Here is a 19592-nt window from a genome sequence, read left to right on the forward strand (position 1 = left end):
ACATCATCAGGTCCGAGCATATCAGGCATCGAGTGCATTGAAGACCGCTACACGGTCCCGTCCTGCTGCCTTGGCCTGATAGAGCGCAGAGTCGACATTCTTCAACAGCGGGATACGCGTCGCGCCATCATGCGGCGCGAGCGCGGCGCCGATGCTGAGCCTTGCGAAAATCGACACGCCATCTACAACGAAAGGGGCCCTGAAGGCCGCAAGCAGCCGTTCGGACAGGGATACGAGTGCATTCTTGTTGGGCGAGTCCGGGACGAATATCGCAAATTCGTCACCTCCCATGCGCACGACGATGTCGTCCGCGCGCAGGACCGAACGGATACGCACGGATGCCTCGCACAGAACTTCGTCGCCGACATTGTGACCGAAACGGTCATTGATCGATTTGAAGCCATCCATGTCGAGATAGAGGACGCCGAAATTGCTGCCTGTCGCTACCGCCGTGCTCAACGCACCATCAACGATAGATTCCAGCGCCGATCGATTGAAGAAACGAGTCAGCGGATCGGTCATGGCCGCCGCGCGCAGATCATTCTCGGCTATTCCCATCAGCAAGTTCGTTTTCTGCAGACGCAGAAGCGCGCTTGCGATCTGGGCAAAGCGCCTCAGATTTTGCTCCTCGCTCGAGGAAAATCGCCTCGGCCTTTGATCGAGAATGCAGAAGGCACCTACCGGCAGACCGTTCTCCAATCGCACCGGCGCACCGGCATAAAACCGAAAATGGGGATCATCGAGCACGAAAGGGGCAGTCTTCAGCTCCGGTTCTTCCGTAAGGTCCGGAAGGACCAGCAGTTCGTCATCGAAAACCACCCGCGTGCAGATCGACATATCGCGCGAGCATTCAGCGATCTTCAGCCCCGCCTGCCCCGCTATGCGTTGCCAGTCCTCGTCGATAATGTTGATTGCCGCATAGGGCGTCTCGAACACGCCTCTTGCTAGTTCCGCAAGTGTCGCGAGCTCCGGCGTCGGACCGCTGTGAATCGCATTCAGGGAGCGTACGGCCAAAAGTCTCTGTGTTTCATTGGCCGGAACTCGGACGAGCTGTCCCATTCAGATCTCCCTCAGCATCATTATGCGTACTATAAAAAGGGGCGTTCGCCGCTCAGGGCAACCCTGCCGCCGATCAAATATTTAATAAATCTTGACCAAAGGATGGTCCGCTGAAAACAAGGTCATGACCTAAAGAGCCGCTCTTCCAGGGAAAGAACGCTTCCGGCGCGGCGGCGCTGCACCATAGTCGGACAGGCCGCAGCTGATGATGCTTCTCATACACATTGTGAAAAAGCAAAGCGGCCCGCCGCAAGGCGACGGGCCGACAAAGTCCATGAAGATGATTCGCCGTGAGCCGTCCCTAAAGGGCGCTCACAAAGCCATCGTCGAACGCTCAGAATTCTTCCCAATCGTCCCGCGCGGTGGCGGCAGCTGCAGCGGTTGCCTTTCCGGCGAAGGCCTTGGCAACGGTGCGGCCCAGAGCCCGAGCCGGTGATGCGGCCGGTTTCGAGCGTGCGGTCGCAACGGCCGGACGGACAGGAGCAGCCTGTGCGGCATCGCCGAGGCGGAACTGCTGGAGCAGCTCGTTAAGAGCTGCGGCCTCGCGAGCGAGCGCATGGCTTGCCGCCGTCTGCTCCTCGACCATGGCGGCATTCTTCTGCGTGCCCTGATCCATGTTGTTGACGGCAGTGTTGATCTCCTGCAGGCCGGTCGACTGCTCGCGGGTCGCCGTCACGATCGCGCCGACATGGCGGTTGATTTCCTGCACTTCCGACACGATCAATTCCAGCGCCTTGCCGGTCTCGCCGACCAGCGACACCCCAGTATTGACCTGATCGCTCGACGTCGTGATGAGCGATTTTATCTCTTTGGCGGCGTTGGCGGAGCGCTGAGCAAGCTCGCGCACTTCCTGAGCAACGACCGCAAAGCCCTTGCCGGCATCCCCCGCACGCGCGGCCTCGACGCCGGCGTTCAGCGCCAAGAGATTGGTCTGGAAGGCGATGTCATCGATGACGCTGATGATGTTGCTGATTTCGCCCGAGGATTTTTCGATCTGCTGCATGGCCGAGACGGCTTTGCGAACCACTTCGCCCGACCGTTCCGCACCGAGGCGGGCACGTTCAACGAGATGGCCGACATCCTCGGCCCGCTTGGCGGAGTCGCGAACCGTCGTCGTGACCTGCTCTAGTGCTGCGGCCGTTTCTTCGACGGCGGCAGCCTGCTGTTCGGTACGGTGCGCCAGATCGTCGGCGGCCGAACGAATTTCGTCAGCACCCGCATTGATGGCGCGCGCATTGAAGCCGACAGACTGCAGGGCGGCTTCCAGCTTCTCGACTGCATTGTTGAAATCGGCGCGAACACTATCGAATTGCGGCGCAAAGCTGTTGTGAAGGCGGGTTGCGACATTGCCCGCCGATAGAGCCGAAAGGCCGCCGGCGAGCGCTTCCATGGCGAAGCGGATTTCACCTTCCTCCCGCGCCTTCTGCTCGTCATTCATCAGGCGCTGACGTTCGGCATCGCCGCGCATGCGCTCGGTCTCACCGGCAAGACGCAGCTTCTCGATGCCGGCCTGCTTGAAGACGAGCACTGCATCGGCCATGCGGCCGATTTCGTCGCCGCGGCCAACAGCCGGGACTTCGACGTCATGCTCGCCATTTGCCAGACGGCCCATGGCCGCCGTCATGCCGACGATCGGGCGCACGATGATCCGCGACAGCAGCCATGCAAGCACGGCGGCGGCGAGCGAGGCGAAGATACCGCCGGCGATAAGCGTCAGGCGAAGATCACCATTGGCATCGTCCTGCATGGCTGCCAGGTCGCTCGCCCTGGCGCGTGCGGCCTTCTTGATCTTGGCGGCAGCTTCGCGGAAGCCATCAAGCTGACCCTTGGTTTCGTTCTGGCCGATCTTGACGATCTGGTCGAGCGGCATCTCGGTTTCCTTGCGCGCCTTGGCCTGTGGCTCCGCGAGCTGATGGAAATAGAGATCGGCAGCCTTTTGCATGTTGTCGATCGCCTGCTGCAGATCCGGAGAATCGGCCGCGATCTGCTTGGCGGCGGCGATGCTTTTCAGCATCCGCTCGCGATTGTTGAAGATATCGCCATAGGTGCTTTCGCTGCGCAGCAGCAGGAAGCCGCGCAGATTGACAGCCTGTTCCAGCATGGCCTGCAGGGAATCGTCGATCTGGCTGACAAGCTGCTGCGACTTGGTCTGCTCGGCGGCGGCACCGGCCGACACTTCTTCCTTGGAATAGACGAATGCCGAAACGCAGGCGAAGATGGCGATCAACGCCGTGAACGTGATGGCAAGCTTGCCATTCAGCGAGAGTTTTTTCGCAAACATGGGCGAGCGCCTCCTGAGCGCCGGTCCTGGCGAGCATCGTCCGGCCGTCATTGGGACGGAGTACCGCCGATGCTCGAAGAATTCAGGGAGGGCATGATTGGGACGCAGACGCGCGAAGCCTTCATGGCAGGCGGTGACCTGGGAACGGATCACCGCAATCCCCGGCATGAGTAGAGGCTTCGGCTTTAAATTTATTTAATTTGCGCGGGCGGCTCAGCTCAACGCTAGGGCGGTTCAGTTTTCACGGAATCCCTAAACCGCTTTAGCGCTTTGGTTTCACGCAATTCCGGACGGAAAACCGCTCCGCACTTTTCCTGGAATTGCTTTAGTTCACCGCCGCCGCGGCCAGGATCAGGATATCCAGATCGTGCTCCGGGTAAAAATCCTGCGCCGTCATCTGGAACGTCGTCGCGCCGATCTTCTTCACATTCGTACCGCAAAAGCTGATGTAGTTCTCGGGGCTGCCCTTATCGACGGTCAACTCGAAATGCTTGATCGGGCCGGACCAGTTGGCACCCGTCGTCAGCACGTAGGAGATCCAGCTCTCGGTATAGCCGCGACCACCCTTGTCGGCCGCCATGGCAAGCTTGACGGCCGTCTTTAGAAAGGTCTCGTCGAGACAATATTTGGCGCGATAGTTCTGCAGCTGCCGCTTCTGGTAATCTTCGTCGCCGGCGAAAGTGATGGCGACGGTACCGCCGACGCTTGGCTTGTAGCGATGCTCCACGGCAATCTTGGCCTTGGCCGGAAACTTGGTGCGCCACCAATAGGTCGTATGCAGCGTCCACATCGGCGTCGGGTGATGTTTCATGCCCTGGCCGTCGGCGTCGTATTCGTCATCGGCGATCAAACCCCGGGCTGTCCAATCCTCGAGCACATCGACGGGCAATTTAGCGACGGCATCCGTCGCCGCCTTGCTGAGCGGCGGCAGCGGCACGCCATGCGCCTTCAGTTCGTCAGTCATGTCGACCCCGGCAACCGACACGCGCTGCTGCAGGGTCGGCGTGATGGCCTTGCCATCCTGCGTCACCGTGAAACCCAAGAAATTGTCGGAATCGACATTTCCGGCATCGACCATACTGTCGATGTCGCCTTTGATATCGGGCATCGGAAAGGCGACGACGCTTTCGACATCCTTCTCGGAGGTATTTTCGAAGATGTAATCGACGCGGACCTGTTCCGCCGAAATGAACAGTTTTTCCTGCGCCATGCTGATATCGCCGGTGCGGACATAGGTAAGACCACCCGTCTTCAGCTCAGCCATCGTATCATTTGCCATAGCCGGAACGGCGAACATCACCATTAGCGCCGCATAGCCAACGATCTTCCGCATGATGCCCTCACCCGTCGATTGCGGCGATTATGGCCGGTTGCGGTCCGGCGTCAACGCCGGTATCGATATAAAAGGCTTGCAACACGATCCATTGCCCGGCATGGACAGCCCATGTCCGAACCACAACGCCTCGACCAGCTTCTCGTCACCCTTTCGCTCTTCGCCAGCCGCTCGCGCGCTCGCGATGCGATCCAGCGCGGCACGGTCACCGTGAACGGCAAGATCGTGACGAAGCCGGGAGCACTTTTTTCCGAAAGTGTCGAGATAAGCATCGATGATCCCGCACAGGATTACGTCTCGCGTGCGGCCTTGAAGCTGGTGGCGGCGCTCGACCATTTCGGCCTCGATCCGCGCGGACAGCATTGTGTCGATGTCGGCGCATCGACCGGAGGCTTTACTGAAGTGCTGCTGCAGCGTGGCGCTTCTCATGTCACTGCGATCGATGTCGGTCACGACCAGATGCATCCGCGGATAGCCGCCGATCCGCGGGTGACCAATATCGAGGGGCTGAACGCGCGCAACCTGACCGCCGAGGACATAGGCGAGCCCTTCTCCCTCATTGTTTCCGACGTCTCGTTCATTTCGCTCAAGCTGGCTCTCGCGCCGGCGCTTGCGCTTGCCGAACCGGGCGCACGGGCGGCACTGCTCGTAAAACCGCAATTCGAAGCGGGCCGCGATGCGATCGGCAAGGCCGGGCTTTTGAAGGACCCCTCCTCCGCTCCGGCGGTGGCGGCGGAACTCGAGCGCTGGTTCACCGAAGACATGGGCTGGCAGAGCCTCGGCCTCATTGCCTCGCCGATCGCGGGCGGCGACGGCAACCAGGAATTTCTTCTCGCAGGGATCAAGCCATGAGCACCGAAACCGTTACCATCCAGAAGCTCGGCGCCCAGGGCGACGGCATCGCGCAGGGCACCGACGGCCCGATCTACGTGCCCTTCACGCTGCCGGGCGAAAGCGTCGCCATCGCGCGGGTTAAGAGCCATGGCACGCTAATGTCGATCGCGTCGGCCTCGCCCGACCGGCAGGAGCCGCACTGTCGGCATTTCGGCCCGCATGGCGTCAACGGCGCCTGCGGCGGCTGCACCCTCCAGCATTATGCCGATGCGCCCTACCGCGCCTTCAAGCGCCAGCTCGTCGTGGACGCGCTGGGGTCGAAGGGCCTGACGCCCGACGTGGACGATATCGTCGCTGCGCATCCCGGTGAACGGCGCCGGGTCGTCTTCGCCACGCGCAAGACTGAAAAGGATATGCTGATCGGCTTCAATCAGGCCGAAAGTCACCACATCGTCGCCATCGAGGAATGTCCCATCGCCTCGGCCGGCATCATGGCCCGCTTGCCTGCCATCAAGACGATTGCGGCGGCAATGGCCGTCAATGCCGAAGCCTTCCGCATTTCCGTATTGGAAACGCAGACCGGCCTCGATCTCGCCGTCGACGGCATCAAGTCATTTTCGGACAAGCAGCGCCGCAGCACGATCGAAACCGTGCTGTCGCTTCGCGGCATCGCCCGCGTTTCGCTGAATGGCGAGATCCTGGTCGAGCCGGTAAAGCCGATGATCGATTTCGGCGGCGTCCAGGTCGCACCGCCGCCTGGTGCCTTCACGCAGGCGACCAAGCAGGCCGAGGACGCCATGGCCGAGTTGGTTGCAGCCCATGTCGGCAAGGCCAAGCGTATCGCCGATCTCTTCGCCGGCAGCGGCACCTTCTCGCTTCGCCTGGCGCGGATTGGGCGCGTGCATGCGGTGGAAAGCGAAGACAAGCCGCTTGCGGCATTGGATCACGCCGCCCGCAACACGCAGGGACTGAAGCCCGTCAGCGTCGAGCGCCGTGATCTCTTTCGCCGGCCGCTGATGGCGCAAGAATTGAAGGTCTACGACGCCGTCGTGTTCGACCCGCCCCGCGCCGGCGCAGAATTCCAGAGTAAGGAATTGACCCGATCGCAGGTCAAAAAGATCGTCGCCGTCTCCTGCAACCCGCTGACGCTCGCCCGCGATCTCGCTATCCTGGTCGAGGGCGGCTACCGCATTACGCGAGTGACGCCGATCGACCAATTCCTGTGGACCTCGCATGTCGAAGTGGTTGTGATGCTGGAGAAGTAAGCCTTCACCGCTTCATGAAAGCCTCGAAAGCCGCGCGGGCTTCGGCGCTTTTCAGCTGGGCGGCGAAATGCTCGGCCTCTTTCTGGATGCGGTCGAGGACAGCATCCGGAGGACCGCGCATGAGATCGCGTGCGATCCGAAGGGCCTCAGGCGGCTTGGCGGCGAGTTTTGCGGCCAGAGACAGCGTTTCGGCCTCCACCGCGTCGGGTGACGCCACCTTCCAGATCAGGCCCGCTTCCTTAGCGTCAGAAGCGGAAAGGCCTTCGCCGAGCGCAAGCAGCGCGAAGGCGCGTTGATGGCCCATCACGCGCGGGGCAAGCAGGCTTGAAGCAGCCTCGGGAACCAGCGCAAGATCGACGAAGGGTGTCCTGAACAGGCTGCGGTCGGAGGCAATAGTCAGATCGCAATGCAGATGGATCGTCGTGCCGATGCCGATCGCCAGACCATCGACGCCGGAGACGACCGGCTTTTTCGTGCTCGCCAGCGCGACGAGAAAATCAATCACTTCGCGCCCCATATTGCCGCTCATGGCGAAGGCAAGGAAATCGGCCAGATCGTTGCCGGCCGAGAAGCAGCCCTCAGTGCCGAGAAAGACATGGACGCGGATATCCGGCGCAGCTTCCGCCGCCTTCAGCGCGTCGGTCATCGTCTGATACATGGCGCGGGTGATGGCGTTCTTCTTTTCCGGCCGGTTGAACCGGATGATCTGGACCTGCGGCGCAGTTTTGGGGCGTTCGATCAGGATGTGGTCGGTCATGGCTTTTCCTCAGGCTAATGCGGCGCGGGCGGCTTCGAGGCTGGATGCACCGGCGACGACCCGATCGGAGAGAGCGGCGGTCTCGGCCAGGAGGTTTTCGGCAACGAAGCGGCAAAGTGCGATGCGCTTGGCCCCCTCGCCGTCGCCTGCATCGGCAAGGCCACCCTTGGCCAGATAAGAGCCGGTCAGCACGAGACCGAAAAGCCGCTGGTAAGGCGTGGCGCCCGCCAGAGCTTCGGCAGCAGCGCCCTCCGCCTGTTTCGACAAGAGCCATTCGCTTGTCTTTTCCAGATCGGCAATGGCCGCCTGCAACCGCGATGCCGTTTCGCCGAAACCATCCAGATTGGACTTGGCGACGGAATCGGCGATCTCGCGCAGTTCGGTAATGAAGCCGCGCATGTGATCGCCGTTGGCGATCGTCAGCTTGCGCGTCACCAGATCGATGGCCTGGATGCCGTTGGTGCCTTCATAGATCGGTGCGATGCGCACATCGCGCAGCAGCCGCGCCGCCCCCGTTTCTTCGATGAAGCCCATGCCGCCATGAACCTGGACACCAAGCGAGGCGGCATCGACGCCGGCATCGGTGGAGAAGGATTTAGCGATCGGCGTCAGCAGGGCGGCGCGCTCCTGCCAATATTTTGCTCTCTCGGGATCGCGATGCGACATGTCGATCGCCTGCGCACAGGCGTAGCAGATCGCGCGTGAGCCCTGCGTCAAAGCCTTCATCGTCAGCAGCATACGCGCGACATCGGGATGCTCGATGATCGGGCTCATGCCCGATGCGGTCGTGCCTGGCGCGCGGCCCTGGGTGCGCTCCCGGGCATAGGCGATGGCCTTCTGGGTCGCGGCTTCGGCAATCGCGACACCCTGGATGCCGACAGCCAATCGGGCATTGTTCATCATCGTGAACATGCAAGCGAGGCCCTTGTTCTCCTCGCCCACCAGCCAGCCGACGGCGCCCTTTTCCGCACCATATTTGCCGTCGCCATAGATCATCGTGCAGGTCGGTGAACCATGGATGCCGAGCTTATGTTCCAGCGAATGCACGAAAAGATCGTTGCGGGCACCGAGCGAGCCGTCCTCATTCACAAGAAATTTCGGCACGAGAAACAGCGAAATGCCGCGCGTGCCGGCAGGCGCATCCGGAAGGCGGGCGAGAACGAGATGGATGATGTTCTCGGTCGCCTCATGATCGCCCCAGGTGATGAAAATCTTCTGGCCAAAGACACGATAGGTGCCGTCATCGCGGCGTTCGGCGCGGGAGCGCAGAGCGCCGACATCGGAACCGGCATGGGGCTCCGTCAGGTTCATCGTCCCCGTCCACTCGCCCGAGACGAGCTTTGCCAGATATGTCTTCTTGAGGTCGTCGCTGCCGTGAGCCCGCAGCGCTTCGACCGCTCCCATGGTCAGCGTCGGCGCGAGGCCGAAGGCCATCGAAGCGGAATTCCACATTTCCAGCGCAGCGATATTCAGCATGTGCGGCAAGCCCTGCCCGCCAAACTCCTCCGGCGCGGTCAGGCCATTCCAGCCGCCAGTGATCCAGTCGCGATATAGCTTCTCCCAGCCATCGGGAAGGACCACCTTGCCATCCACCAGCCTTGCGCCTTGCCTGTCACCATTCTCGGCAAGCGGCTCTACCTCATCGCCGGCAAAACGCCCAGCTTCCGACAGGATAGCATCGACAAGATCGGTGCTGAGATCGCCGAGAGCGCCCTCTTCCATGGCGCGCTCCATGCCGGCGACATGTTTCAGCGTGAACGCAATTTCTTCGACAGGCGCCTTGTACATGATGATTTCCTCCGGATCGGTACTGGCAATGACCCGCCTCACCCGGACCATCAGCCATTTGTGGCTATAGCTAGTTTATTTTTACGTAAACGTCAATTTTCTCAAATGGCAGGAGGCATCGATTTCCACCGTCTCGCGAACCCGAACGTGACATGCGTCTTACGCGCGCCGAGCGGCTGTGACATCGCCGCCCCTATCCGCGATTATTCCGCCAAAGCGCGGACTTGAATAAAAAACCGTCATGAATGAAGACTAAGGCGACTGTTCAGACAAAGCGAACGATGCCCCCATGAATACGCTCACGTCAGCCAATACCATACCAGGCTTTATCTGGGCGTACCGTCTCCGTCCCGGTGATACCAAGCCGGAGCGCTTGCCCGACGATACCGATCGTTCGAGGCTGTTCCGCGACGACGGCTTTCTCTGGCTGCACCTCAACCTCGTCGATGCACGGGTGCCGGCCTTCCTCGAGGATGCGCCGGGGCTGAACGAAGCCGCCCGCATAGCGCTGACCACGCATGAAACACATGCAACGATCACGGTCGACGAGCAGATGCTTTTCGGCACATTGGTCGACTTCCAGCGCGATTTTGCCCACAACACCCACGACATCGGCTGGCTGCATTTCGCGCTGACCGATCGCGTGCTGATAACCACCCGGCTGCAGCCTCTGCGCAGCCTGGACCGGACCCGGGTGCTGATCGAAAAGAACGCCGCACGATTTTCCAATCCCGTGGATATTTTCGAGCTGATCGTCGTCGAGTTCCAACGAACCCTGATCTCCGTCGTCATTGAAATCAGCGAAGAGCTGAATGGCATAGAGGATTTCGTCCACGGCAATACGTCGCGCGACGAGCGCGCCAAGCTTGCGCCCATCCGCAGGACGATCGTGCGCCTGCATCGCCATCTGCGGACCGTTCTCTCGCTGATGCGCCACGCCGCTGCCTCCGACGACGAGGAAATGCCGCTCGGCTTCGAGGATGTCGCCGGCCGGCTGACCGGGCGGTTGGAAGCAGTCGAACACGACGTCTATGCGCTGCAGGAACGGGCCAGACTGCTGCACGAAGAAATCGATTCGAAGCTCGCCTCCGAGATCAATCGGCATCTCTACATCCTGTCGATCATGACCGCTTTTCTGCTGCCCCCGACATTGGTGACCGGCTTCTTCGGCATGAACACATCGGGCCTGCCGCTGGCGGGCGGCGCAAGCGGCACCGGATATGCGGTGGGGTTCATCATCGCCTCCATGCTGCTGGCATGGTGGCTGCTCAGGCGGGTCAATATTCTCTGACGTCAAAGTATGAAAAAGCCGCCCGGCGAGAAACCGGACGGCTGGCATTTGTCGTTCTGAAATTACCGCTTAGAAATACGGCGAATAGCACTGACGGCGCGGGCCGGAATTCGGCTGGAACGTATTGTCGTAAGCGCGATAGGAGCGATAGCGCGACTCGCACCAGGCGACGTGGCGTGGATTGATGCCGGCACTCGGAGCCGGAGCCGGCGCGTAATAGCGCGGCTGGCTGGCGATCGCGCCGCCCACGAGAGCACCGGCGCCGAACGCTGCCAGCGGGAACCAATAGCCGTCATAATAGCGATAACCGCGACGATAGCCCGGATAGCCGCGATAGCCTCCATACCAGCCACGGCGATAATAGCCGCCGTGACGCCATTGGACCTGTTCGACATTGCCAGGCGCGGCCTGGGCGGGCGCGGACTGCTTTACGATCGGCGCGGCGGGCATCTGCATGGCGAAAGACGGTGTGAAGCTCGTCAGGGCGACGGCAGCCGTTACGGCGACTGTCGCGATTTTTGCACGGAAACCAAGCATTTTCATCTCCATTCCCTGGTTCGACTTGGCACTCAAGTCTGTAGGCGTTTCATGTCGGGAATGCTTCCCGAGCAAGGTTTCGCTGCCTGCTTCGTCGCATATCCGAATAGACGACAAAGAACGCGGCAGCGCGTTATTTAGTTCCTCAAATCCCTACCGACTTAAGGAGTTACGAGGGGCTCCACGATGAATTTATAGTGATTGCTTTCTTAACCCAAGATTAACCAGCAATCCTTACTATTATTTCATGAAAGGATACCGAAAGAGTAACCTCCTCATTTACGGCTTGCTGACGATCCTGGCACTGATGGGGCCGGTCTCCAAGCCTTCGGCCGGCGAAAGCCCGCCCTGGGGCGATCCGAAAAACGCCCTGATTGTCGATGCTTACGAGCTGAACACCATCGACTGGAACGCGTTTCTGCAGGACAAACGGATAGCCGGCTTCATCTCCAAGGCCTCCGACGGATTGCCCGAAAGCTTCAGCTGCACCGGCGATCACGGCGGCGATACGGTGGCCCATTGCAGGACGATGTGGCGTAAGTACGCAGTCAGCCGTGAGCTCTTTCAAACGCGCCGCATGCTGGCAAAGGCGAATGGTCTGTTATGGGGCGCCTATCATCTGGGGCGGCCCGGCAATCCGATCGACCAGGCCAATCATTTTCTCGATTATGCCGATCCACAGCCGGATGAGCTGATGGTGCTCGATATCGACGGCATGGACACGACGCAGTTCATGTCACTCGACGATGCGCAGATCTATGTCGCCCACATCAAGGTCAAGACCGGGCGCTACCCCATTCTCTATGTCAATCACAATATGGCGCGCTACATCGCCGATCACCGGGGTACCTATCCGCTGCTGTCGCGGCTGCCCTTGTGGTATGCGCGCTACAAGCCTGATGTCAAAGGCACTTTCCCACTCGGCAACTGGGACAATTATGCCATCTGGCAGTTCGCTTCGTCGGACAATTGCTCGGAGAAAAGCTGCCCCTATCGGGTGCCGGGGACGCTCACCGATATCGACGTCAATGTCGTGCCGATGACGAAGGTTCAGCTCGCGAGGATCTGGCCGCAGGGCGATCTCCTGCCGGCCAAACCCCTGCCCGCGCCGGACCTGACGATCGCGCTTGCACAGATGTGCAGCGGACCGCGGCAGATGCTCGTTTCGCTCATGACCGAGATCGACCCGGTCGTCACCGCGTCAACCCCGCAAACCAAGCCGGTCGAGATCAACGAACTGAACTATCAGGATTTCTAGGCCGGTACGACCGCCCTTAGATCGATGCTAGGCCTCGATCTGCACATCCGTCTTCGGACGCGAACAGCAGGCGAGGATATAGCCCTCGTCGATCTCGTCATCGAGGATGCCGCCATTATGGCTCATCTCGACTTCGCCCGAGAGCTTCATGACCCGGCATGTCCCGCAGAGGCCGGATTCGCAGGCGGCACCGATGCGCACGCCGGCGCCGCGCGCCGCCTGAAGCACGGTCTGGCCCGCCGCGCAGACGACATCCTTGCCCGCCATGGTGAAGCGGATCGTGGTCGCCGCCTCGCCCGATGCATCGTCGGAGACTTCCGCAAGCGGTGTCGCCGCATTGGCCGGCTGGAAGCTTTCCTGATGATAGCGCGACATGTCGAAACCATGCGCTTCGAGCATCGAGCGCACGGCGTCCATGAAGACTTCCGGGCCGCAGCAGAAGATGGTCCGGTCCATGAAATCGGGCGCCAGCAGGCCGATCTTCGCCTTGTCGATACGACCCTTCAACCCGGACCAGAGGTCTGTTCGGCCGCAACCTTCGACGATGAAACCGAGATTGAGGTTCGGCATGAAGCGCGCGAGATATTCGAGCTCGGAACGAAAGATGATGTCGGCCGGGCTGCGCGAGCAGTTGACGAAGGTGATATCAGACAGCGGTGCGATATCGGACATGTAGCGCGTCATCGACATCATCGGCGTGATGCCGGAGCCGGCCGAGACGAAAAGATATTTCTCGCCGGGATGACGGACATGGCTGAAATCGCCGAGCGGGCCGAAAGCCTTGATGCGCATGCCCGGCTTCAGGTTCTCGAACATCCAGCGCGTGCCGATGCTGTCCTTTTGCGCCTTCACCGTCACCGCGACCGAGAAGGGCCGCGACGGCGTGGACGACAGCGTATAGGTGCGCATGACCGGCTCCGGAGCCGTCGGCAGCTCCAGCGTCACGAACTGGCCCGGCAGATAACGGAACCAGTTATCCTTGTCGGACCCGAAGGTGAAGGTCATCACGTCAGGCGCTTCGGGCGTTGCCGAGAGGCATTCGAGCACATGCTGCCTATCATTCCAGGGCTGCATCTGGTCGAGGTGGCGATGCGGAAGGGAGACGGTCATGTTCATGCTCAGGCAACCGCCGACAGCTTGGCCTGATCGCCCTGCAGCCGGTTGATCATGAATGTCGTGTACCATTCGACGAACTGCATGACGCCGCCTTCGTGGATCTCCGAATAGGGACCGGGCTCATAGGCCGGCGAGCGGATGCCGAAGGCATTTTCCTCGACGATGCGGCGGTCCTGATCGTTGGTTTCGGTCCAGACGTGGGTCAGCTCTTCCAGATTATAGTCGACACCTTCGACGGCATCCTTATGGACGAGCCACTTCGTGGTCACGGCAGTTTCCTCGGCGCTGATCGGCAGGACGCGGAAGGAGATCGCGTGGTCGCCGAGCATGTGGTTCCACGTCGTCGGATAGTGGAACAGCAGCATGGTGCCGATGCCGTTGATCGTCACATCGGGCGAGAGCGGCCGCCTGACGGCATTCTGGCCGGACATGGTGTAGCTCTCGGCACCTTCGATCAGCGGCATGCGGGCCGTGCGGAACTGCCCATCCGGCGAGATCTTGAATTCGCTCGGCAGGCCGGCGGCTTCGCAGCGTGCCCAGTGCTCGGTGATGACGGGGTCGCTCATCGCGCCCTGCACGCCGGTCACGGTCGGAGCTTCCGGGAAGGTGCGGCAGAGTTCGGGGTGATTGGCCGCGCAATGATAGCACTCGCGGTTGTTTTCCCAGACGAGCTTCCAGTTGCCCTTCTCGATGATGGTGCTCTGGAAGGCGACCTTGGCTTCGCTGATGCGGTGCGGCGCCATGTAGGGTTCGATCGTGGCGCGAACCGGTGCGAAATCGGGGGCGTTCTGCGCGAGGCAGATGAAGATGTAGCCGCCGACGCTTTCGCAGTGAACCGGCTTTAGCGAATACTGGCTCTTGTCGAAATCCTCCGCCATCTGGCGGGCGAAGAGCAGCGAGCCGTCGAGCTCGTAGGTCCACTGGTGATAGGGGCAGACGAGCTTTGCCGACGAGCCGCGCTCGGTGGTGCAGACACGCGAGCCGCGATGGCGACAGCTATTGTGGAAGGCGCGGATGACCTGATCGCGGCCGCGAACGATCACGACGGGATAATCGCCGATCTGGACGGTGAAATAATTGCCCGCGCGCGGCACTTCGCAATCATGGCCGATAAACAGCCAGTCGCGATAGTAGATCGTCTCCATATCGAGCTTGAAGTAATCCGGATCGGTGTAGAACGGTTGCTCAAGGCTCAAACCCGTCCGGTGGTTCTTCAGTTGCCGCAGAACTTTGCTGCCGATGTCCATTTGCCTATCCTTAGCAGTACCAGAAGGCGGGCAAAGGACATGCGCGGCCGATTGGGAGCGGCCAAAAGCAATGTCCCGACCACCCGCCGCGGTCAGTAAACCTATGTGCCCAAGGCTGGTTTCCGGGCTCTGGAGCGGCCCTGTTTCCAGAGCCCCATGGCACCTTCCCAGGTCGATCGACCCAGTGGCTTTATCCGCCATGCCTCACTCCACCACCGTTGCGGGGGCAGCGCCGGATTTTGACCGGCTTCCCAATTCTCCGTCTCCCTAGCAGACGGCACCTTGAGATTGATGGCATCATAGCTCTCGGCTCCGCCAGCCGCTGCGCTGCAATGCGACATCGGCTCCGAAATTGACGACAGTCGAAACGGGACGCCCGGACGGTTGCGTGCCGCGAGAATATAGAGAGGAAATTCAATTGGTTGGGCGCTTGCATCAGAGACGCTCCGAGCATCGTATGTGCATTCCACCAATGACGCTTTATCCTGATTGCGACAGGTCTGCAAACGGCCGATAATTGGGAGGCTAGTTGCACGGCTGAGAGCGCCGACAGAGCCGCTATCGGGAGCCTTCGGTCCGGCGCGGTCAAGCTCGGCTCAAGCTCCGTAGTCCATCATGTCGCCGAAGAGTTTATAGCGAGATCCGGCATGGCCAAACTCAGATATTTCGACGCTGGGAAGCCCGCCGAGCCTGAACCGGCGCAGCCGGTATCAACGACGGGGTACACCGAATTCCTGCGCACCGGCCGCATCAACCGCAACAGGCCGCATTGGCTGGCAGAAGAGCGCGAATACCTCACCCATGAACAGGTGGCCGAACGCACGGCGCTGAAGCTCCGGGACGCCGGCGAAAAGACCCACGACCGGCTCAACAATTTCCATAGGTCCATCCGCTTCCCGAAGCTCATCTTTCATCACACGCTGAAGGACACGCCGCATCTCGGCTATTGCCATGTCACCGCCGCGCGGACGCAATTCGCCCAATATGAGCAGGTGAACTGGGCCTTCTACATAGCCAACTTCTTTGCCCGGATCGGCCACGAAGAGAACTTCTTCGAGGATATCAGCCTCAAATATTCGCGGATGTATTTCGCGGTCGCCATCCATCCGGACAGGCAAGCCGAAGACAAGAAGCTGACGATCAATCGCGACGTCCGCGGCAACGGCGTACTGTTCCACACCCACGATCCGCAGATCGCCATCCGCAACGTTCTTCTGCTCGGCGCCCGCAACGAGCAGCTTCGCGACATCATTCGCCAGCTTTGACGATTGATCCGAAAACTCGAAGGGCATAAGAAACGGCCTGAACTGCAAGCAGGCAGGCCATGGCACGACACATAGATATTCTCGAACATCCGCAAACGGCAATAGAGGTCGCGACGGCTACCCTTGCCGAGGGCCTGCCGATCGGGCTGCCGACGGAGACGGTCTACGGCCTTGCCGCCGATGCCACCAATCCTGCCGCGATTACCCGGATCTACGAGACGAAGGGGCGGCCGCGCTTCAATCCGCTGATCTGCCACATGAGCGATCTTGCGATGGCCGAGCGCTATGCGGTCTTCGACCCCATCTCGCGCAAGCTCGCGGAAGCCTTCTGGCCCGGACCGCTGACGCTGGTGCTGCCGCTCAAGCCCGATAGCGGCATCCATCCGCTGGCGACCGCCGGCCTCGACACGGTCGGTATCCGCGTACCGCGGGGCTTTGCCGGAGACCTGATCCGCGCCTTCGACCGGCCGCTTGCCGCGCCGAGCGCCAATACCTCGGGCAAGATCAGCGCCACCAGCGCCGATCATGTGGACGACGATCTCGGAGAGCGGATCACGCTCATCCTCGACGCCGGGGCCTCGGTCGTCGGCGTGGAGTCGACCATCGTCAAGGTCGAGGATGGCGAGATGCGACTGTTACGACCCGGCGGGCTGGCAGCCAGCGAGATCGAGCGTGTGGCCGGCAAGGCGCTGAAGCGCAAGAAGAAGGCTTCCGCTGCCATCGAGGCACCCGGTATGCTTGCCTCACACTATGCGCCGGGTGCAGCCGTGCGGCTCGACGCGACGGATGTTTCCGCGAACGAAGCGCTGATCCGCTTCGGGACGCCTGACATTCCCGGCATCGAAAATGCGGTTGCCGTGCTGGATCTGAGCACCAGCGGCGATCTTTCGGAAGCTGCCGCGAATCTTTTCGATTTCATGAAGCGCGCCGATGCCACCGGTGCGGCCACGATCGCTTTCTCGCATATTCCCGACGAGGGCCTCGGCGAGGCCATCAACGACCGGCTGCGCCGCGCCGCCGCGCCCAGAGACTAAATCAGCCATCAGGCAAAGGACACGCCATGAGCAGCTCCGTCCCCTCCTCCGACCTTCTCGATCGCTTCGTCGCCATCGTCGGCGAAAAACATGCCGTGCGGGACCCGGCCGAAATCGCGCCGCATCTGGTGGAAAACCGTGGGCTCTATCACGGCGCCTCGCCCATGCTGCTGAAGCCCGGCTCGGTGGAAGAGGTGTCGGCCATCCTCGAGCTTGCCAGTGAGACCGGGACGGCTATCGTTCCGCAGACCGGCAATACCGGCCTTGTCGGCGGCCAGACGCCGCGCGAGGGCGGCTCGGACATCATCCTGTCGCTGGAACGCATGAACCGCGTTCGCGATATCGATCCGGTCGGGAATACAATGATCGTCGACGGCGGCTGCATCCTGGCGGATGTGCACAAGGCGGCGGCCGAGCATGGCCGCATGTTTCCGCTTTCGCTCGGCTCCGAAGGTTCCTGCCGCATTGCTGGCAATCTTTCCACCAATGCCGGCGGCACGGCTGTTCTTGCCTATGGCAACATGCGCCAGCTTTGCCTTGGCCTTGAAGTCGTTCTGCCCACGGGCGAGATCTGGAACGGGCTGCGCCGCTTGAAGAAGGACAATACCGGCTACGATCTGCGTGACCTCTTCATCGGCGCGGAAGGCACGCTCGGAGTCATCACCGGCGCAGTGCTAAAACTCTTTCCGCAGCCACTCGGCCATCAGGTCGCCTTTGCCGGCCTGCAATCGGTCGACGATGCGCTGACCCTGTTCAAGAACGCCTCCAGCCTCTGCGGCACGGCGCTGACCGGCTTCGAGCTGATGCCGCGCATCGGCGTCGAATTCACCACGCGACATATTCCGGGCGTGCGCGACCCGCTCGACACAGCCCATCCCTGGTATGTGCTGATCGACATCTCCACCTCGGATTCGGCTGAGACCGCCGAGCGGATGATGTCGGCGCTGCTCGAGCAAGGCTATGAGGCCGGCCTGATCCAGGATGCGACCATCGCCAGCTCCGAGACGCAGCAGAAAGCCATCTGGCATATGCGCGAGAGCATGTCGGATGCCCAGAAACCGGAGGGCGGCTCAATCAAGCACGACGTTTCCGTGCCGGTGGCGCAGATCCCGCAATTCATGGCGGAGGCCGAAAAGGCCGTTGTGGCAGCCATGCCGGGCGCGCGCGTCTGCGCCTTCGGCCACATGGGCGACGGCAATATCCATTACAACATCTCGCAGCCTGTCGGCGCCGACAAGGCCGAGTTCATCGGACGCTGGCGCGAGATGAACAAGATCGTGCACGGGCTTGTGCTGCAGCATGGCGGTTCGATCTCGGCCGAGCACGGCATCGGCCAGCTGAAGCGCGACGAGTTGGCTTCGATCCGCTCCGATATTGAGATGGACCTGATGCGCCGGATCAAGACGGCTTTCGATCCGGCCGGGATCATGAATCCTGGGAAGGTCCTCAAGGTCTGAGAGTTGGTCGGCTGCCTTAACGGGCGAGACACGCTCTGAATCTAGGTTGTTATGGAAGGCTTCAGTATGGGCGACAAGCACATATATGTGACATCGGTCAGCAGCAGCGGCGTGCACCAGTTCAGCAAGCAGATTAAAGATCATATTCAACTGCTGACCGGGCTCGGTGTGGAGGGCGACGCGCATATGGGGGTGACGGTGAAGCATCGCTCGCGCGTCGCGGTCGATCCGACGCAACCCAATCTGCGCCAGGTGCACATCATCCATGAAGAGCTGTTCGACGAGCTCACCGAAAAGGGTTTTTCCGTTTCGCCGGGCGATATGGGCGAGAATATTGCCACCCGAGGGATAGACCTGCTTTCCCTGCCGCAAGGCACACGCCTGTATATCGGCGCGGAAGCGATCGTGGAGGTGACGGGCTTGCGCAATCCCTGCAGGCAGATCGACAATTTTCAGAAGGGCTTGCTGCATGCCGTACTCGACAAGGATGCCGATGGCGGGTTGGTCCGCAAGGCGGGAATCATGGGCATTGTCGTGCAGGGCGGCCGTGTTCAGCGCGATGACGCCATTCGCGTCGAGTTGCCGCCGCTGCCGCATGTGAAGCTTGAGCGGGTTTGATGCGCTCCGTATGAAGAAAAGTTAGACTTGAGTATGCCGAGCGTCTGATACCCCCCTCTGTCACTGTCGTGACATCTTCCTCACATGGGGGGAGATTGTTGGGAGTTTGACGCCCGCCCTCGTTAAAGCAGAAACTTCGATTTCAACAGAAGCGGTATCAGCTTGAGGCGGAAGAGGGCTGCAAGCTACCAATCTCCCCCTTGTGGGCAGGGGTATCGCATATGGGGTGGCTCGGCACCGGAAATTCCTTCTCCCCCGCAGGGAGAAGGTGGCCCGAAGGGTCGGGTGAGGGGGCTATCGATTTGAATTCATGGATTTTCGTAGTCTTGGCGGGCACCCCCTCATCCGCCTGGCGGCACCTTGTAACTTCCCTTTATCCGCGGTTGAGGCTGTAATGCCTGTTGCGGTGGCGGATGGGAGACCGATGCACCTTTGGGACACCAAGCCCGTGG

16 protein-coding genes and 1 riboswitch are annotated in these 19592 nt (G+C 61.0%); of the genes, 8 read left to right on the top strand and 8 right to left on the bottom strand.

Going from position 1 to position 19592, the window contains the following annotated elements; translation table 11 throughout:
- Nucleotides 1-21 precede the first annotated feature (21 nt).
- From PH562_RS24460 to PH562_RS24470, 3 genes are all read right to left on the bottom strand, one after another.
- Entirely contained in the window at nt 22-1059 is a 1038-nt protein-coding gene (locus tag PH562_RS24460; RefSeq protein WP_285176262.1) for a sensor domain-containing diguanylate cyclase, read from the bottom strand.
- A 334-nt stretch (nt 1060-1393) separates the two neighbouring features.
- Nucleotides 1394-3340, bottom strand: a complete 1947-nt coding sequence (locus PH562_RS24465; RefSeq protein WP_285176264.1) for a methyl-accepting chemotaxis protein — start codon at nt 3338-3340, stop codon at nt 1394-1396.
- Nucleotides 3341-3665: 325 nt separating this feature from the next.
- Nucleotides 3666-4673: a DUF4424 domain-containing protein gene (locus tag PH562_RS24470; protein WP_113232026.1), complete on the bottom strand. Its 1008-nt coding sequence runs from the start codon at nt 4671-4673 to the stop codon at nt 3666-3668.
- 111 nt (nt 4674-4784) lie between these two features.
- Here PH562_RS24470 and PH562_RS24475 point away from each other — a divergent pair, with 111 nt between their 5' ends.
- Nucleotides 4785-5525: a TlyA family RNA methyltransferase gene (locus PH562_RS24475; protein WP_285176268.1), complete on the top strand. Its 741-nt coding sequence runs from the start codon at nt 4785-4787 to the stop codon at nt 5523-5525.
- Entirely contained in the window at nt 5522-6772 is a 1251-nt protein-coding gene (locus PH562_RS24480) for a class I SAM-dependent RNA methyltransferase (RefSeq protein ID WP_285176269.1), read from the top strand. The genes PH562_RS24475 and PH562_RS24480 overlap by 4 nt, the downstream gene beginning before the upstream one ends.
- A 4-nt stretch (nt 6773-6776) precedes the next feature.
- Here the strand turns inward: PH562_RS24480 and PH562_RS24485 are convergent, their stop codons facing one another.
- The gene (locus PH562_RS24485) at nt 6777-7529 is read right to left on the bottom strand and encodes a crotonase/enoyl-CoA hydratase family protein (protein WP_285176270.1); all 753 of its coding nucleotides are present in this window, start codon (nt 7527-7529) and stop codon (nt 6777-6779) included.
- Between the two features lie 9 nt (nt 7530-7538).
- Nucleotides 7539-9317 (bottom strand): acyl-CoA dehydrogenase family protein, encoded by a 1779-nt coding sequence (locus PH562_RS24490; protein WP_285176271.1) that lies wholly within the window; start codon nt 9315-9317, stop codon nt 7539-7541.
- Nucleotides 9318-9606: 289 nt separating this feature from the next.
- Between PH562_RS24490 and PH562_RS24495 the strand changes: the two genes are divergently transcribed.
- Nucleotides 9607-10608, top strand: coding sequence for a transporter (locus PH562_RS24495; RefSeq protein ID WP_285176272.1), 1002 nt, complete (start codon nt 9607-9609; stop codon nt 10606-10608).
- 69 nt (nt 10609-10677) lie between these two features.
- On the opposite strand, the gene PH562_RS24500 is transcribed toward PH562_RS24495, so the two are convergent.
- The gene (locus PH562_RS24500; protein ID WP_095434122.1) at nt 10678-11145 is read right to left on the bottom strand and encodes a BA14K family protein; all 468 of its coding nucleotides are present in this window, start codon (nt 11143-11145) and stop codon (nt 10678-10680) included.
- A 247-nt stretch (nt 11146-11392) separates the two neighbouring features.
- Between PH562_RS24500 and PH562_RS24505 the strand changes: the two genes are divergently transcribed.
- Entirely contained in the window at nt 11393-12403 is a 1011-nt protein-coding gene (locus tag PH562_RS24505; protein WP_285176274.1) for a glycoside hydrolase family 25 protein, read from the top strand.
- 27 nt (nt 12404-12430) lie between these two features.
- On the opposite strand, the gene PH562_RS24510 is transcribed toward PH562_RS24505, so the two are convergent.
- A complete protein-coding gene (locus tag PH562_RS24510) occupies nt 12431-13519 on the bottom strand; it encodes an FAD-binding oxidoreductase (protein WP_113232017.1) in 1089 nt (362 codons plus the stop codon).
- 2 nt (nt 13520-13521) lie between these two features.
- On the bottom strand, nt 13522-14766 hold the full coding sequence (locus PH562_RS24515; RefSeq protein ID WP_285176276.1) for an aromatic ring-hydroxylating oxygenase subunit alpha: 1245 nt from the start codon (nt 14764-14766) through the stop codon (nt 13522-13524).
- 96 nt (nt 14767-14862) lie between these two features.
- A riboswitch (cobalamin riboswitch) is annotated at nt 14863-15066 on the bottom strand.
- A 347-nt stretch (nt 15067-15413) separates the two neighbouring features.
- Here PH562_RS24515 and PH562_RS24520 point away from each other — a divergent pair.
- The 4 genes from PH562_RS24520 to PH562_RS24535 all read left to right on the top strand — a co-directional run bounded on the left by PH562_RS24520 (nt 15414) and on the right by PH562_RS24535 (nt 19140).
- Nucleotides 15414-16031, top strand: coding sequence for a DUF6656 family protein (locus PH562_RS24520; RefSeq protein ID WP_285176278.1), 618 nt, complete (start codon nt 15414-15416; stop codon nt 16029-16031).
- Nucleotides 16032-16090: 59 nt separating this feature from the next.
- Entirely contained in the window at nt 16091-17065 is a 975-nt protein-coding gene (locus PH562_RS24525; RefSeq protein WP_285176280.1) for an L-threonylcarbamoyladenylate synthase, read from the top strand.
- A gap of 26 nt (nt 17066-17091) precedes the next feature.
- Nucleotides 17092-18522, top strand: coding sequence for an FAD-binding oxidoreductase (locus PH562_RS24530; protein ID WP_285176281.1), 1431 nt, complete (start codon nt 17092-17094; stop codon nt 18520-18522).
- Nucleotides 18523-18588: 66 nt separating this feature from the next.
- Nucleotides 18589-19140, top strand: coding sequence for an MOSC domain-containing protein (locus PH562_RS24535; RefSeq protein WP_285176282.1), 552 nt, complete (start codon nt 18589-18591; stop codon nt 19138-19140).
- The last annotated feature ends 452 nt before the right edge of the window (nt 19141-19592 follow it).

The organism is Rhizobium centroccidentale (assembly GCF_030182565.1).
In the GTDB taxonomy this organism is placed as follows: Bacteria; Pseudomonadota; Alphaproteobacteria; order Rhizobiales; family Rhizobiaceae; genus Rhizobium.

Coding starts and splice junctions, on each gene's coding strand:
- PH562_RS24460 (WP_285176262.1), bottom strand. CDS start 1,059: ATGGGACAGCTCGTCCGAGTTCCGGCCAATGAAACACAGAGACTTTTG.
- PH562_RS24465 (WP_285176264.1), bottom strand. CDS start 3,340: ATGTTTGCGAAAAAACTCTCGCTGAATGGCAAGCTTGCCATCACGTTC.
- PH562_RS24470 (WP_113232026.1), bottom strand. CDS start 4,673: ATGCGGAAGATCGTTGGCTATGCGGCGCTAATGGTGATGTTCGCCGTT.
- PH562_RS24475 (WP_285176268.1), top strand. CDS start 4,785: ATGTCCGAACCACAACGCCTCGACCAGCTTCTCGTCACCCTTTCGCTC.
- PH562_RS24480 (WP_285176269.1), top strand. CDS start 5,522: ATGAGCACCGAAACCGTTACCATCCAGAAGCTCGGCGCCCAGGGCGAC.
- PH562_RS24485 (WP_285176270.1), bottom strand. CDS start 7,529: ATGACCGACCACATCCTGATCGAACGCCCCAAAACTGCGCCGCAGGTC.
- PH562_RS24490 (WP_285176271.1), bottom strand. CDS start 9,317: ATGTACAAGGCGCCTGTCGAAGAAATTGCGTTCACGCTGAAACATGTC.
- PH562_RS24495 (WP_285176272.1), top strand. CDS start 9,607: ATGAATACGCTCACGTCAGCCAATACCATACCAGGCTTTATCTGGGCG.
- PH562_RS24500 (WP_095434122.1), bottom strand. CDS start 11,145: ATGCTTGGTTTCCGTGCAAAAATCGCGACAGTCGCCGTAACGGCTGCC.
- PH562_RS24505 (WP_285176274.1), top strand. CDS start 11,393: ATGAAAGGATACCGAAAGAGTAACCTCCTCATTTACGGCTTGCTGACG.
- PH562_RS24510 (WP_113232017.1), bottom strand. CDS start 13,519: ATGAACATGACCGTCTCCCTTCCGCATCGCCACCTCGACCAGATGCAG.
- PH562_RS24515 (WP_285176276.1), bottom strand. CDS start 14,766: ATGGACATCGGCAGCAAAGTTCTGCGGCAACTGAAGAACCACCGGACG.
- PH562_RS24520 (WP_285176278.1), top strand. CDS start 15,414: ATGGCCAAACTCAGATATTTCGACGCTGGGAAGCCCGCCGAGCCTGAA.
- PH562_RS24525 (WP_285176280.1), top strand. CDS start 16,091: ATGGCACGACACATAGATATTCTCGAACATCCGCAAACGGCAATAGAG.
- PH562_RS24530 (WP_285176281.1), top strand. CDS start 17,092: ATGAGCAGCTCCGTCCCCTCCTCCGACCTTCTCGATCGCTTCGTCGCC.
- PH562_RS24535 (WP_285176282.1), top strand. CDS start 18,589: ATGGGCGACAAGCACATATATGTGACATCGGTCAGCAGCAGCGGCGTG.